17 protein-coding genes are annotated in these 14,699 nt (G+C 45.7%); 10 read left to right on the plus strand and 7 right to left on the minus strand.

Annotated features, from left to right (window positions below; genetic code table 11):
- Positions 1-145: 145 nt before the first annotated feature.
- From V6C93_RS01335 to pip, 3 genes are all read left to right on the plus strand, one after another.
- On the plus strand, positions 146-1,561 hold the full coding sequence (locus V6C93_RS01335) for a group II intron reverse transcriptase (protein ID WP_333474838.1): 1,416 nt from the start codon (positions 146-148) through the stop codon (positions 1,559-1,561).
- Entirely contained in the window at positions 1,545-2,447 is a 903-nt protein-coding gene (locus V6C93_RS01340; protein ID WP_333474839.1) for a transposase, read from the plus strand. The genes V6C93_RS01335 and V6C93_RS01340 overlap by 17 nt, the downstream gene beginning before the upstream one ends.
- A gap of 64 nt (positions 2,448-2,511) precedes the next feature.
- The gene (pip, locus tag V6C93_RS01345; protein ID WP_333474840.1) at positions 2,512-3,459 is read left to right on the plus strand and encodes a prolyl aminopeptidase; all 948 of its coding nucleotides are present in this window, start codon (positions 2,512-2,514) and stop codon (positions 3,457-3,459) included.
- 27 nt (positions 3,460-3,486) lie between these two features.
- Here pip and V6C93_RS01350 read toward each other — a convergent pair whose 3' ends face one another.
- Positions 3,487-4,044 carry a PsbP-related protein gene (locus V6C93_RS01350; protein WP_333474841.1) on the minus strand — a complete coding sequence of 186 codons (558 nt, stop codon included), beginning with the start codon at positions 4,042-4,044 and terminating at the stop codon, positions 3,487-3,489.
- Positions 4,045-4,092: 48 nt separating this feature from the next.
- On the opposite strand from V6C93_RS01350, the gene V6C93_RS01355 reads away from it, so the two are divergent.
- Together V6C93_RS01355 and V6C93_RS01360 are read left to right on the plus strand one after the other, a co-directional pair.
- On the plus strand, positions 4,093-4,266 hold the full coding sequence (locus V6C93_RS01355; protein ID WP_333474842.1) for a DUF4351 domain-containing protein: 174 nt from the start codon (positions 4,093-4,095) through the stop codon (positions 4,264-4,266).
- Positions 4,244-4,405, plus strand: coding sequence for a hypothetical protein (locus tag V6C93_RS01360; RefSeq protein ID WP_333474843.1), 162 nt, complete (start codon positions 4,244-4,246; stop codon positions 4,403-4,405). Before V6C93_RS01355 ends, V6C93_RS01360 begins: the two co-directional genes overlap by 23 nt.
- A 74-nt stretch (positions 4,406-4,479) precedes the next feature.
- On the opposite strand, the gene V6C93_RS01365 is transcribed toward V6C93_RS01360, so the two are convergent.
- The 6 genes from V6C93_RS01365 to V6C93_RS01390 all read right to left on the minus strand — a co-directional run bounded on the left by V6C93_RS01365 (position 4,480) and on the right by V6C93_RS01390 (position 10,636).
- Positions 4,480-4,695 carry a hypothetical protein gene (locus V6C93_RS01365; protein ID WP_333474844.1) on the minus strand — a complete coding sequence of 72 codons (216 nt, stop codon included), beginning with the start codon at positions 4,693-4,695 and terminating at the stop codon, positions 4,480-4,482.
- Positions 4,696-4,802: 107 nt separating this feature from the next.
- Positions 4,803-6,347, minus strand: coding sequence for an NACHT domain-containing protein (locus tag V6C93_RS01370; protein ID WP_333474845.1), 1,545 nt, complete (start codon positions 6,345-6,347; stop codon positions 4,803-4,805).
- Positions 6,348-6,368: 21 nt separating this feature from the next.
- Positions 6,369-6,809 (minus strand): hypothetical protein, encoded by a 441-nt coding sequence (locus V6C93_RS01375; protein WP_333474846.1) that lies wholly within the window; start codon positions 6,807-6,809, stop codon positions 6,369-6,371.
- Positions 6,810-6,936: 127 nt separating this feature from the next.
- Positions 6,937-8,313: a TfuA-related McrA-glycine thioamidation protein gene (locus tag V6C93_RS01380; RefSeq protein WP_333474847.1), complete on the minus strand. Its 1,377-nt coding sequence runs from the start codon at positions 8,311-8,313 to the stop codon at positions 6,937-6,939.
- Between the two features lie 8 nt (positions 8,314-8,321).
- A complete protein-coding gene (locus V6C93_RS01385) occupies positions 8,322-9,653 on the minus strand; it encodes a YcaO-like family protein (protein WP_333474848.1) in 1,332 nt (443 codons plus the stop codon).
- A gap of 326 nt (positions 9,654-9,979) precedes the next feature.
- The gene (locus V6C93_RS01390) at positions 9,980-10,636 is read right to left on the minus strand and encodes an alpha-ketoglutarate-dependent dioxygenase AlkB (protein ID WP_333474849.1); all 657 of its coding nucleotides are present in this window, start codon (positions 10,634-10,636) and stop codon (positions 9,980-9,982) included.
- 233 nt (positions 10,637-10,869) lie between these two features.
- Here V6C93_RS01390 and V6C93_RS01395 point away from each other — a divergent pair, with 233 nt between their 5' ends.
- From V6C93_RS01395 to mdh, 5 genes are all read left to right on the plus strand, one after another.
- Positions 10,870-11,508 carry a DUF6391 domain-containing protein gene (locus V6C93_RS01395; RefSeq protein WP_333474850.1) on the plus strand — a complete coding sequence of 213 codons (639 nt, stop codon included), beginning with the start codon at positions 10,870-10,872 and terminating at the stop codon, positions 11,506-11,508.
- A gap of 216 nt (positions 11,509-11,724) precedes the next feature.
- Positions 11,725-12,069, plus strand: a complete 345-nt coding sequence (locus V6C93_RS01400; protein ID WP_333474851.1) for a photosystem I reaction center subunit IV — start codon at positions 11,725-11,727, stop codon at positions 12,067-12,069.
- A 3-nt stretch (positions 12,070-12,072) separates the two neighbouring features.
- Positions 12,073-13,068: a DNA-formamidopyrimidine glycosylase gene (locus V6C93_RS01405; protein WP_333474852.1), complete on the plus strand. Its 996-nt coding sequence runs from the start codon at positions 12,073-12,075 to the stop codon at positions 13,066-13,068.
- Between the two features lie 66 nt (positions 13,069-13,134).
- Complete coding sequence (locus tag V6C93_RS01410) at positions 13,135-13,356, plus strand: NAD(P)H-quinone oxidoreductase subunit O (RefSeq protein WP_333474853.1); 222 nt, start codon at positions 13,135-13,137, stop codon at positions 13,354-13,356.
- Between the two features lie 173 nt (positions 13,357-13,529).
- On the plus strand, positions 13,530-14,504 hold the full coding sequence (gene mdh / locus V6C93_RS01415; protein WP_333474854.1) for a malate dehydrogenase: 975 nt from the start codon (positions 13,530-13,532) through the stop codon (positions 14,502-14,504).
- The last annotated feature ends 195 nt before the right edge of the window (positions 14,505-14,699 follow it).

Raw genomic sequence — 14,699 nt, forward strand, 5'->3', positions numbered from 1 at the left:
ACGATGACTCGGGTCTGTTTCCCACACTGACGAATCTGACGCACGGTAACCGATTCACCGTGCAAGGGATGAATCGGGTTAGTAATCTTTATACTTCCCGAAGGTCGGTTGAAGCTGTGTGTAGTCTGAGCGTAGCGTTCCAACGATGACAGACCGTGCCACACAAGCATTGGTAAAACAAGCTTTAGAGCCAGAATGGGAGGCAAAATTCGAGTCCTCCAGCTATGGCTTCAGACCCGGACGCTCATGTCACGATGCGATTGAGGCAATATTTGACGCCACCAAGCTAAAGCCAAAATATGTGCTAGACGCCGATATCGCCAAATGTTTCGACCGCATCAACCACAAAGCACTGCTTAACAAATTAAATACATTCCCCACCATTCGCCGACAAATTCGAGCATGGTTACAAGTGGGAGTGATGGACGGTAAACAACTGTTCCCGACATCTGAGGGTACACCTCAAGGAGGGGTAATCTCCCCACTATTGGCAAATATTGCCCTCCACGGTATGGGAAATCGGATAAAACAGGCATTCCCCAAAATGTCATACAGTAGTAAGGAAACCTGGTTCCACAAAAAGGGAGAAGATTTCACAACTCCCCACCTTATCCGATACGCGGACGATTTTGTTATCCTCCACGAAAATCTTGCCGTTGTTCAAAGATGTCAGCAGATAATAGCAGAATGGTTAGAAGACATGGGATTAGAGCTAAAACCCTCTAAAACCCAAATTACCCACACGCTCGAAAAGCATGAGGGTAACGTAGGATTCAACTTTTTGGGATTCCACATTCGACAGTATAAAACAACCGATGACAACTCGGCAAAAGACTCAAAAGGTAGAATATTGGGTTTCAAAACACTCATCAAACCAAGCAAGGAAGCAATAAGACGCCAAGTAGTTAAGGTAGGCAAAATCATCGAAGCCCATAAGTCAGCGCCACAAGAGGCACTAATCAGGAAATTAAACCCTGTAATCAAAGGATGGGCAAATTACTACGCTACTGCGGTCAGTAAAGAAATATTTTCAGCACTAGACCATACAACGTTTAAGCAACTTCTTGCTTGGGGAAAAAGAACCCACGCCGGTACTCCGGTTAAAGAAATTGCCAGAAAATGCTGGCAAACAGTGGGAGATAAACACTGGATATTTGCAACCAAAGAGGGCATTAAAACAGGTTCTCGGTTACTGACGTATGCTGATACTCCAATAGTTAGGCATACGAAGGTTAAAGGCAACGCCAGTCCATATGATGGCAATCTAGTGTATTGGTCAACAAGGAGACACAAACACCCAGAATGTCCTAAGAGAATAGCAGAACTCTTAAGACAACAAGATGGGAAATGCGCCAGGTGTCAACTGCACTTCAGAGAAGACGATTTATTAGAAATTGACCACACCCTACCCATCTCGCAAGGAGGGAAGGACACAAAGAACAATCGTCAACTACTACATAGGCACTGCCACGATGAAAAGACTGCCCTAGATGCCCTAAAGCTTCAAAGGCAGATGGCTTACGAAGAGTTAGCGAGGAAGTTGGATGATACTCCTTGGTAACCGCCTAATCCCGAACAACGGGAAAGAAGTACCCATAACAAAGGGTCAAGTCACCGAGGAGCCGTGTGACGAGAAATTGTCATGCACGGTTTTGAAAGGGAGGTGTGACTGGCGACAGTCACATCGACCCTATCCGGTTAAATGCGAGGTCAAACGTCAAACTGGAACAGGTGCCGTGGGGATTGATATCGGCACACTTACGGCTGTAGCTTTTGATAATGGAGACAAGATTGATAACCCTCGTTTCTTAGGTCAGGCGCAAGCTGATATCAGGAAAGTATCTAAGGCACTGAGACGTAAACGTAGGCCAGAGAAACGTAAGACCAAGGCATCTCGTCGGTGGAACAAAGCAAGGAAGAAAGTTTCCAAACTACAGAATAAAGTATCGAACAGGCGGCAAGATTGGACTCATAAAGTAGCAGCACAAATAACTCGCGCTAATAGCTTGGTTGCTACGGAGACTCTCAATGTCAAGAACATGACTGCCAAAGCTAAAAAGGGCAAAAGAAAACGTCAAAAATCGGGGCTTAATCGTTCGATTCTTGACGTAGGGTTTGGGATGCTGCGGAGTGCAATCAAGTACAAAATAGAAGAGGCTGGAGGCTTCTTTATCGAAGTTCCAGCCCAAAAAATCAAGCCTTCTCAAACTTGCCCCAAGTGTTTGGCTCAGAAGAAAAAAGAGTTGAGCGAACGGATTCATCAATGCGAAAAGTGCGGATACACAGCCGATAGGGATGTGGCATCCGCACAAGTTTGTCTCAATTATGCAAAGGGGTTAGGAACTAGCCTCTCAGACGTAGAGCAAAAAGCTCTAGCTAAAGCCCCTCATAAATGCGGAGGATTTAGCCAACTTTCTGCAATGAAGCGTCAGAAACCCCGGACGTAGCGTTAGCGAAGTCCGAGGGTAGTTCATAAAGAGATCTATTGTTTAACCGTTTTTTACTTTACACATGCGAGAACTCTATCCCCCTATCGAACCCTACCATCAGGCAACCCTAGCAGTGTCTGATCTGCATACGATTTATTTTGAAGAGTCGGGGAATCCTGACGGAAAGCCGGTTGTAGTGTTGCATGGGGGGCCTGGGGGTGGAAGTATACCCGAATATCGCCAATACTTCGATCCTGCCCAATGGCGAATTGTGATATTTGACCAACGGGGGTGTGGGAAAAGTACTCCTCATGCTGAACTGCAAGAGAACACGACTTGGGATTTGGTCAGCGATATTGAAAAGCTGCGAGTGAAACTAGAAATTGAGCAGTGGGTGGTGTTTGGGGGGAGTTGGGGCAGTACTCTGTCCTTAGCGTACAGCGAGACTCATCCGGAACGTTGCAAGGGATTGATTCTGCGCGGTATTTTCATGCTGAGGCAGAAAGAACTCCTATGGTTTTATCAGGAGGGAACGAGTTATATTTTTCCGGATGCTTGGGAGGAATATGTTAAGCCAATTCCCGAAGCGGAACGTCACGATTTTATTGGAGCCTATTACAAACGCTTGACCAGTCCAGAGTTGGAAACACGTTTAGAAGCTGCTCGTGCGTGGTCAGTTTGGGAGGCGAGTACGAGTAAACTATTGCAAGACCCTGGCCTAATGCAACGGTTTGGTCAGAGCAATTTTGCAGATGCTTTTGCCAGAATTGAGTGTCATTATTTCGTGAACAAAGGCTTTTTTGAACCCGAAGATCAGCTCCTACTAAATGTTGATCGCATTCGTCATATTCCAGGTGTGATCGTCCAGGGACGCTACGATGTGGTTTGTCCGATGATATCGGCTTGGGAGTTGCATCGCGCTTGGCCTGAAGCGGAGTTGATTGTGGTTCCGGATGCTGGACATTCCATGTCAGAACCGGGGATTCGGAGTGCTTTAATTGAAGCAACGGATAAGTTTGCTTCTTTGTGAAAGAGCGATCGCCTATGGTACCAACTGTTACCTCAGGAGGCGAAAAGACCCGTGAATGCGTTCAATTGTGCCAGCAGCACTAGAATTACTAGCCGTGTAATAACTAGAAATGACAACCGTTTGCTTATTGTTGTAGCGAACGAAAGTGAGCATTGTGTCTGGAAAGTCAAACCCTCCACCTGTTAGGTACACCCTAACAGCATTCCGCCCATTAATAGTTAGGTTGCGGCGTTGTTTCACTGTGGCATTGTAGGATTGACTGCTGGCTATATCCCTTTTAACCACCGTTTCTAGGGAGCCATCAGTGACGGTAATGTCAGTTTTAACTAGGTTTGCTGGAGCTTTCCCGCCTCCAGGACCGCTTGGTTTGCGACTCCAAAGGATGGTGTAATTGCTAGCACTTTTATCAATAGTCCAACCAGAGGGATGTTGAATTGAGAAAAAATTGGGTTCTGTATAGGTGACAAATTTTGACGGCGTTTGAGCGCTGCTGGAGTTGATGCCTGTCAGGGAATGGGACAGTGGCAGAACACTTAGAAAAGCGGTAGTTGTCAAGAGGGCTAAGACGAGCTGTTTGGGCTTCATAGGTTAAGAATACGTTTCTACTAGGTATTTTAGTGATGCTTGTACTGAGTGGGTGAAGTTGAGCCGGAGTTACAGCAGCAAATTCAGGCGTTAGCGATCGCACAAATCGAGGACTTGGGTGAGGCGTTATTGGATTTTTCGACTAAAGGGGATTTGGAGGCTTGGTTAGAAGATTGCGCTTCAAGATTGGAATCTAGCAATGATTCTTCTGATTCTGAGTGAGACAGAGGGCATCGCTCCTAGCAATCCGCTAATTCTGGCGCGACATGTCGTGCTTGTGTCGCTTTTAATTCGTTCATTTACCCAAAAGTCAAAAGTGCGATCGCTCTCAACCCTTGATGAGCGGGTTTGGTGTGCATAGCTCCAGATTTCAATTTGCGGGTGTTCTGGCGAACTTTGTTTGTGTAGAGGCTCTCTTCCATTCGCCCCCTCAACTCAACGCCGCACCTGTTCTAACTCCATCTGTGCGAAATGTTCCATTAACAAGCGATGGATAAAGATGTAACCGCCGCCAACTTTTTGCAGGAAAATGCGTTCTGCCGCGTAGTCGAGGAAGCGGGCATAGTTCCAGGGAATATAACCATTGGAGTAGAGGATGAGTCGCAAAATGAAGTGTTGGATGCAGGCTTTACCACCGATCAGCCCTACCATTGGCCCAAAAATCAGCCCAAAACTTAACCCAAAAATCAGCCCCCAAATAGGTTGACCAATCCACCAAAAAATCAGTCCAGTAATTATCCCAGTAATTATCCCAGTAATTATCTAGGTATAGAAAAGATGAATAATAATGGTGATAAAACATTTGAAAATATCAATCCTAAATTCCTTCCATATCTTAATCCTTTTTTTATGTAAAAATTAATTCCTTCTATTGCTTCTAACCAAGACCATTTTAGGCTTTCAACTGTTTTTATGTCTCCTCTACTCCGAACAGTAAGCAGCCCAATGATAAAACCAGAAATTATCCCAATACTCAGCCCAGTAAGCAGCCCAATAATAAAACCAGAAATTATCCCAATACTCAGCCCAATAAGCAGTCCAGTAATCAGACTACCCATTATCGCCGAAATCACTATATTTCCATTCTGATAAGTTATTTTTTGATAATTATTTGACAACCAATTAGGCTGCATTCTCTCGATTAAAAAGACGGTTTGAAACTCTTTAACCATCCTCTGCGCTAACCAAATTAGCCAGCGCATCACCTGCGCTTGATTGTATTGCTGAATAGTCCTCCTCCGCTGAAACATCCGTTTAATGTAATCTTTGAATAGTTGTTGGCGGTATTCGTATACTAAACCAGTTTGGGGCATATCTTTAGCCGCTACCCCTTGGTAAGCTAAAGCCATGATATTAAGCATTAAGGGGGACTGGGATAACTCCTGTAGTGCCGTATTTTCTTCCAGCAATTCTCTCAAACCTGCAAGCTCAGAACCTACTCTATCAAGATAATGACGAACTTGTCCTAGAGTGAGTGATTTTAAACAAACTGCTCTTTGAAAATTCAGACGATTAGAGAGTATTTGATAGTCTTTAATACGGCAGCAAACCACAATTTCTGGATTATACTCTTGATGGAATGCGTTCACGGCAGCAATACACGCCTCTCGGTATCCAGCCTGAACTTCATCCAAACCATCAAAGAGCAGGAGCAGTTGCTGTTTCTTGACCCAGCTTTGTCCAACTTTTTGAGGAACTTGATATTTGGTGTTCAGTTCCTCAACTAACCAGTTGGCAATGGTCTGCCTCCTACCAGCCCAAGAGGAAAGGTTAAGCACCACAGGAATCAGGCGGTCTGTATCTTGCTCAGCGCGGGTAATTAAGTCGCTAGTCAGTTCGAGTAATGTTGTGGTTTTACCTGACCCAGGTTCTCCTAAAATCAGCAGCGTTCGTCCATCACCAAGCTTGTCAAAGAGGTTGATCGCTTTAGTGCCTTGGGGCAGAGGTTTTTGCTCCTCATCAACTAGATTCCAGGGATGGGTAACTGCATTAGGACGTTCCTCCAAACCCAGTTCAATGAGTACCCGGTTGTGCAGGGAATTTGCCAGAACTCCCTCAACCCAGTAGTTCTTGACTTTGTTGAGCAAAATCTGACGATTGCGGTATTCCTGCCTAGACAGCCAGGTTTTTTTAGGTTGCGGCCTGTCAGAGTAGTTGTAAATCGTTACATCTTTGTAAATAGCACCCGAACCGTGATTCTGAGTCAGGTCATGTCCCGCCTGACCACCGATTTGACTGTCTGCAATGGAAGCATCATGAATATTGAACTGCTGGCGCGAGTCAGGCGAGGGCTGTTGGCTCATCACTTACTATTGATTGTTGGCTTACATCCACAACAGACTTTTTGCGGCAACTCCAAACCAAGGAGCAAGCTGGATGACGATCGGTTCTAATTTCTGCCAAAGTCCTTGACCAGCACTTACAGTTTCATTCGCTTCTTTGAGAGCTTTTGCTGCTCGCTGGAAACTCTTTAAAGCGTAGTTTTTGTCTGGTTCAGTTTCCGCAGCTTCCTCTTTAACTGCCTCTAAATGCTTAATCGCTTTTTCTTTTTGAGCTTCTGGTAAATCTGAACTCTGAAACAGTTCTTTAATCTGTGCTATCAGTTCAACAACATCTGCTGAGGAGAGCTGTTTTTCCGATTCACCTTGGCTAATCTGCTGATTTGCCGTGAGGTTACCGCCTGCAATCCCGCCGATGTTGACTCCAGACAACTGACCACCACTAATAGAGAAGGATTGCGACGGTGAGGGTTTTTCTTCTGGCATCTGCGTGTGGAGCGAAGTGTACAGTTATTCGATACACCCTCGGCTATTCACGATCAGGATTTTATAGCCTTTGTACTATTATCAAGTGCGATTGAGCGATCTGCAAGGTAGTGGCGATCGCAAAACCTCACCCCGATGAACCACTCGACTCAGTATTCTGTACTGCCTTCCTCGCTAAATGAGATCGCAAAAGTTCCAACTTCAGCAATTCAAAATCTAGAAAGCCCGCTTCCTTTTCCCAATCATCGCGTAACCTTACCTGACATCCTGTAGAGCGTAAATGCTCTATCATCAACTGTGATATTGGCGCTTTATCAGCGTATTCTTCAATCAAATTAGGATAGTATTCTCGAATAATCCCTTCTCTTTCAGCTACGGCATCCGCACACTCTTGATAACGATTCTGCAATCGTAATTCATCCAGTAAAATCTTCGTATTCCTCTCATTCCCTTTCCGCGTCAGCAGCCAATTCTGCAAGTGCCGACACCGAGCCATCTCAACCATTAACTGATTAAATTCTTCTTGCGTCAGGTCATTTTCAGCTAACCAGTTAGTAAACGCTGTCTCCTCAGTCAGATTCTGTTGACTTTGAAACCGTCGCCTTTCCTTATCCACGGCTTCCTGAGATACTTCAACACCCAAAATCTCAGCTAAAATCTGCACTAAGGCTCGATTTGAAGCGTGCAAATTGACTTCATCAAAATCAGGAAGATTTAATGCTGCATATCCCGTGATATCTCCCAAAGGAATCCTTATCTGGTTCCGTAAGACTGTGCGATCGCGCTGATACAGGTTGCTAAAAAATTGGTTACGAATCAGGGAAAAATTTGGCTTGATTTGAGGCAAAGATTCAGGTAAATCTCGTAGTGTTTCTAGGAGTAAAATAGCATCTTGACGCTTGAGATCTACATACTTAGTCTTGACAAAAGTCGCCATTTCATCTGATTTATCTGGCGATATACCTGCCGTCGGCGCTTTCCGAAAGATGGCAGGAAATGTCCGTTCTGGGAAGTAAATCGATTTTGCGATCGCACTCAATTGCTCACACACATTATTATCGATAATTCCCTCATCCTTAGCACGATTTAATGTGGCGCGGACATTCACCATTGGTTCCGATAAACGGCAATATCCCGTATCTTCTGGCCCATGAACCGTGACAACTTCATCATCATCAATTAGCTCTTCACTGGCATACATTCGGTAAATTTCTCCAACGCCTACCATCCCAAAGGCCTCAGTTTCAGCAGCACGTAACGCGCCCATACTACTAGCACCATACACCGCCACTCCCTGTTCAATAGCATACAAAATTTCCTTGTGCCATACGGAGGGTAAACTGAGAAAAACGCCATCGATTAGACCAATAATATCGGGTTTGTATATGGTTACAGCACTGAGTAAGTCTGATTGCTTTGCCGGAGGAAGGTAGATAGCATCCAGAATGTCTTTAGCTTCTGCTAAAGGCAGTGATGGCCCTAAAAATATGACTATTTTTTTCATAATTAAGATTAAACGGCTCCTCCAGCTGGTCGATGAGTCTCAGCTACACGCATACCTCCAACCTTTGGTTTAACCCTAGTAGAAAGCTGATGCTCTGCAAATGCGATCGCACGCTGCTTTGGATTATAAGTTGTATGAAAAGATGCTTCTAATCCTGGAACAATGACTCTCACTACAAAAATATTCCAATCCGGTGGACTTAAATCCAATACAATCACCTGATTTAATCCGGAATTTTTCAGATTTTCTAAGATAATCTCAATATCTTCCTCAAACGTACAAGTCGCCTTAGATTTCCGTTCTCTAGCATCTACCGTCGGCGGATTCGACTCAAGAGTACTAGCTTCAGCATCACGATTTCTCTGCAACCTCAGCGTCGTATAATATTGATGAAAGATGTCGTCTCTTGCGCCTGAAATTAGAATAGCGCGAGTTTGAGCCGCCTCGGTTAATGCTCTCACCATCGCTACTTCAGGGTCGAGATGAGTCCCATAACCGTGACTACTAGGTACGTTTCCACTGGGGTCGTAAATTTGGGCACGATATACAGGTATTTCAGTATCTACCGTACAATCAAATAGAATTGGAACGACTTGTGCCGCTTCAAATTTTGCCAATAACTCTTGGATTATAAGAGATTCAATCGTTTCTAAACGTACCCTCGGCATCCGGTATCCCGGCATCCCGTATCCCTTGCGATACGCTTCGAGATGGCAAGAAATCGCATCTCGCTCAATCAGTTCATACAAAGCAGAACTAACCGCTTCTAAAAAATGGTTTCCAGAGGCTAACCCATTGGAACCCATGTCAAAAGAGCCTAGATTGGTAATCTCTTTCTCCCAAAACCTATGGTAGTTCATCGAGACGGCTTGAACTGGAACCGCCACTTCCTTTTGGTTCATGATATCCCAGCCTAAACACCACTGTTCGGAGCGATTTACGTTAAAGAGCGAATTCTCGCGCAGAGGTAATTTTTCTAAAGGAATAACTTGGTAATTCTCGGAAAGCTGCGCATAGGAAAGATTAATTTCAGGCAGATTAATTGTTTCAGCACAGTAAAGTTCAATTGACTCCATTGCTGCTGAAACCATCGCTGCTTCTAAAGTCGTTCCTTTCCCGGAGGAGGTGGCAACGCTATAACTATTCGGACGAATAGAAAGTGTAACCGGAATGCCAATTTTATCTAAGCCTGTAATATTAGCAATCCGAGTTAGCTCAATGGATTTAAAGTAAGGTCTAACTCGTTCCAAGGTTTCGCTCGGAGAAGCCGTTCGATGGGTACCCAACCAGTAGTGCTTTGTAGCTTGGTAGGCTCGATTTCGGAAGTGGATAGAAGCCATTCGATTTTGGATTTATGATAGCGGAGCGGGTTGAGCAGCGCATACTTAAGATGAATGGCACTGACTTTACAATTTTCCTTACTTACCAACCAACCCTTGTGCAGGGGATCTGGGGGAGGCACTCCGTCCCCCAGTGGGGGGTTTGGGGGGTTTCCCCCAATCTGGGTTTTTCTCAAACAACGACTACTTTTTGCTTAAGTCAGTGCCATTCCGCTTAAGTCAGTGACATTCTACTTGAGATTTTGGATGAATGTTTGTTCTCAAGGCAGGGAATTACTAGCGTAAATCCTTGCATCCAAAATCCTTGCATCCAAAATTGGTCAAGTCTACTTGTGAGGGAATGCCGCCTCTCTAAATGTGAGAGACACTCTTCTACTTCTAACAAATTCTTGACCTCTATAAATATCGCGATCGCGAGGCATTACGCCATGTTGCCAAACATATCTAGCTTCTCCCTCCAATGCCAGCAAGCTTCCTGGTAATAATAAAATTTCTCTCTTCTCTTGGGTTTGAGAATGAGTCAATTCCATCACATAGGGACTTCCCAAGCTGAGAGTGATCAAGATATCGCCAAAACAAGTAACACAGTCAATATGACTTCTCAAACCTTGTCCAGGTTCGTATTCATTGACAGTGGCTTGATCGAGAACGATTTCCGTTAAGCGATCGCTATAGAGTTGCTTAGCAATTCGCATTGCCCAATCCGGCAAATCTCCTAAGTAGTTGCAGGCGACGAGGATACCGTTTTGATAGTCATATCTATAGCCATGTTGCTGAATCCTTCTTGTGGATTCTACTGACTCTATCGACCATTCTTGGGCGTCTATCGCCTTAAGTAATTGATTTTGCTCCTGGATATCAACGTAATTAGGAATATAGGTCAAACCTGGGATCGTTAGCGTTTCGGATTCTTGGAAAATATCGAAGTCTATTTCTGTCATAGCTAGCTGATAATCTTTGGCGTTCACCAGAAACTTTGGCATCAGTAATATGTCTCAAATCCTCTACGCTATTTAGCTGAAACCTGGCTAGGACGAGTCAGTCTTGATTATTGTAACCTTTTGTAACCATTGTGATCTAGCTCTTTAGACAGGTGCGCTTTGTACACTCGCCTCTTATTTATGGCCTTCACCAAGTTTTACAACCTAAGCCGAATGTGAACGCTACAGTTGAAAATACTTTCTGTTGATCAATTTGATTTTGGAGTCGTGTTGCCATGACGAATACTGCTTCTGCCGAAACCAGCAACTTTTGGGGAGTTGATATTACCGCTCCCCACCCCCGACAGGATGCTGACTTGCTCAGCCAACTGAACTTTATTCCAGGGTTAAAAGAAATTCTTTTGTTGCGTCAGGTTCATGCTTTAGAACATGCAACCGTTTGGGTTCTGAGTGAGCGGCATGTCGGTAACGCTGGATATGCCACAGCTACTCAGCCGTTAGAGCGTGACACCTTAGGAGGCTTATCCACTGACCAAGGCTTTTACTTGTACGGTCAGGTGAATTTAGCTGACTTAAGAAAAGCTGTGCCCCTTGCCTTGCAGCGCCTCACCAGTGGAGAATGGGATCTGGCTGTGCATCCGCGTTGCGGCACTAATCTATCAGTCGGAATGTTTTTAACGGCTGGACTGGCATTAGGAGCGCATCTCCTCTTGCCACGAGGGCCAATTGAGCAATTTCTGGGATTAAGTTTAGCCGCCGTAACAGCGACTCAGCTTACACCGGATGTCGGTAGCCTGGTTCAACGGTACTTGACGACCTCGATACCCTTTAACCTGGCGATTGAAGACATTACGGCAACAACAGATATCTGGGGGCGCTCGGCGTATTTTGTTCAGCTGCGTTGGAAAGAGTAACCTCCTTTCTCTTGACTCGTAGGCACTTTAACCTAACGCATCGGGCACGATTTTTATAGCCATTGAAAGCTATCCCCAGGCACAGCCTGTCAGTTTAAGGAAGGTTTAGTGGCACGTTCCGTCAGGCAACGGTAACAAAACTTAAAAACCAGAATAGTCAGACAGCTCTGATCGAGTAGTACGCTGTAAAACTAGAACTCAAGGGAAAAACTCTATATGGTTCAACGTGGATCTAAAGTCCGAATACTCAGAAAAGAATCTTACTGGTTTCAAGATACGGGCACTGTCGCATCTGTAGACCCAAGTGGAATCAAATATTCGTACATCGTCCGCTTTAACAACGTTAACTACTCTGGTGTCAATACCAATAACTTTGCCGAGAGTGAACTTCTAGAGGTTGAAGCACCCAAAGGCAAGAAAGTTGGTGACAAGGGAACAGGAACACCCGTGAAGGCTGAAGCCCGCAAAACAGGCCAGAAGTCTCCACAACCGACAGCTGAAGCTGGCGGTGGTAGTCCTGTCGTAGAAGGCGACCCCAACCAGGGGACTGAATCTCGTTAAGTTGTGCCCGAACTGCCTGAAGTTGAAACCGTTTGTCGGGGTCTAAACCAATTGACCCTAAATCAGGAAATTTGGGGTGGGGATGTGTTGCTGACTCGCACCATTGCCTACCCCTTTACTGTGGGTGAGTTTTTAGCACAGCTGAAGAACGTTAGTATTAGTCGTTGGCATCGGCGAGGGAAGTACTTGCTGGCACAGCTGAGCCAGTCAGATACCCGTGGTCGAGAAGGAGATTGGCAGAAAGATGCCCTCCAAGGAAGACACGGCAATGCAGAGGGTTTGTCTAAAGACACCCCCTTGTCATCCTTTGCCAATCCCCAATCCCCAAGCCCCAGTCCCCATGACGCGGGTTGGTTGGGGGTTCACCTACGCATGACGGGTCAACTGCTGTGGCTCAATCGCGAAGAGCCTTTACAAAAACACACGCGAGTGCGATTGTTCTTCCACAACAACCGGGAATTGCGCTTTGTAGACCAGCGAACATTTGGTCAGATGTGGTGGGTTCCGCCCTCAGCACCCTTAGAAAGCATCATCACAGGATTGAAGCAACTAGGGCCAGAGCCGTTTTCGGCTGCTTTTTCGTTGGAATACCTGGTTGGCAAACTACGCGATCGCCAACGTACCATCAAAGTTGCACTACTGGATCAGACGCTCGTTGCAGGCGTGGGTAATATCTATGCGGATGAAGCCTTATTCTTGAGCGGTATTCGACCCGATACGCTTTGTGCGGATTTGAATGCAGAGCAGATTGAGCGTATCCGCTCCAGCTTAATTCAAGTATTGGAAGCGAGTATCCAGGTGGGTGGCACTACTTTTAGTAACTTTCTCAACGTCCAGGGTGTGAATGGGAATTACGGAGGTGTCGCCTGTGTGTATGGTCGCACCGGTGAACTCTGTCGTGTCTGTAATAGTTCCATCGTGCGCCTCAAGCTGGCAGGACGCTCCTCTCACTTTTGCCCAAACTGTCAGCCACTCCCATCAGCTAAGCATCAAAAATAGTCTGCTTAAAAGCTTTAAAATGCTAAGCAACAAAGCGATTTAGTAGCCTGACAAAAATTATCGATTATGGCAGACACAATCAAAAGAGGAGACTTAGTTCGCGCTATCCGCGAAAAGCTGGAAGGGAGCCTAGAAGCTCAGGCCAGCGATACACGCTTTCCTCCTTATCTGTTTGAAACCAAGGGAGAAGTGGTCGATATGAAGGGGGATTATGCACTGGTCAAGTTTGGTCAGGTGCCCACCCCGAATATTTGGTTACGGGTCGATCAGTTAGAGACCATGAAGTGAAATCAATATCTTGAAGCCTTTTCACTAGTGCCGCTGGACAGTACCTACCAACACTAAGATTAGGTTCATACACACAGCGCAATATCATTAAGAAAGCCTGTTGAGAATAGGAGAAGATGTTAGATCGAACCTAAAGTTAAATTGTCTCAATTTGAAATACTCGCGGTTCAATTATGACATCGACTCCTAATTCCTCAATTTTATGTCAAAGTCGCCGCGTATCAGTCATTGGCGGCGGTAAAGTAGGGAGTACTCTGGCTCAACGGATTTTTGAGAAAAATCTGGCAGACGTAGTTTTACTCGACATTGTCGAAGGGATGCCTCAAGGGATTGCCCTGGATTTGATGGAGGCACAACCCATTGAACGTAACGATCGCCAGATTATCGGTACCAATGACTACGCTGATACGGTGGGTTCTGATATTGTAGTAATCACAGCGGGAATTCCCCGCAAACCGGGCATGACGCGGGACGATCTGCTGAAGATCAATGCCAAGATTGTAGTAGAAGCATCGGAAAAAGCGATCGCACAATCTCCAGACGCCATTTTCATCCTCGTCTCTAACCCCCTGGATGTTGTGACCTATCTATCCTGGAAAACGACCAAACTCCCCCCTAACCGAGTCATGGGTATGGCAGGCGTTCTCGACTCCGCTCGGTTCCAAACCTTCATTGCGATGGAACTCGGCGTTTCTCCCAGAGATGTTAACGCCTTGGTGCTGGGAGGACATGGCGATTTAATGGTTCCCTTGCCTCGCTACTCCACCGTCAACGGAATTCCCATTACTGAACTGATGGACGCTGCCACCATTGAACGGTTGGTAGACCGGACTCGCAACGGTGGAGGAGAGATTGTCGGACTCATGAAGACAGGGGGTGCCTATTTTGCCCCAGCCTCTTCCACCTGCTTAATGGTAGAAGCGATAATCAACAACCAATCGCGGCAGTTACCCGCATCCGCCTACCTGCAAGGCGAATACGGTTTAAATGATATATTCATCGGGGTTCCCATCCAGTTAGGGTGTCGCGGCGTCGAAAAAGTTTTAGAAATCAACCTCACAGATGCGGAACGTGAGGCTCTCCATACCTCTGCCGAATCCGTTCGCGCCAATATTCAGCAAGCATGGACACTACTGGGTAGTAGTTAGCCTTTGGGGGAAGGAATTTACGATTAATTTATAGATTGGCTTATAGTTACGGTTGGCTGGAAGGGGCAATCGTTCCATCTGAAGCAGGATGGGAGTACTTGGAGGTGCGATCGCTTATTATTTAATTGCGATCGCACTCTGCCGCCGCAACTGCTGTCCATACATAGCTCAACCTCGAACATTTCCCAGAAGTGT

It is taken from the genome of Allocoleopsis sp. (genome assembly GCF_036703385.1).
Lineage (GTDB): Bacteria > Cyanobacteriota > Cyanobacteriia > Cyanobacteriales > Coleofasciculaceae > Allocoleopsis.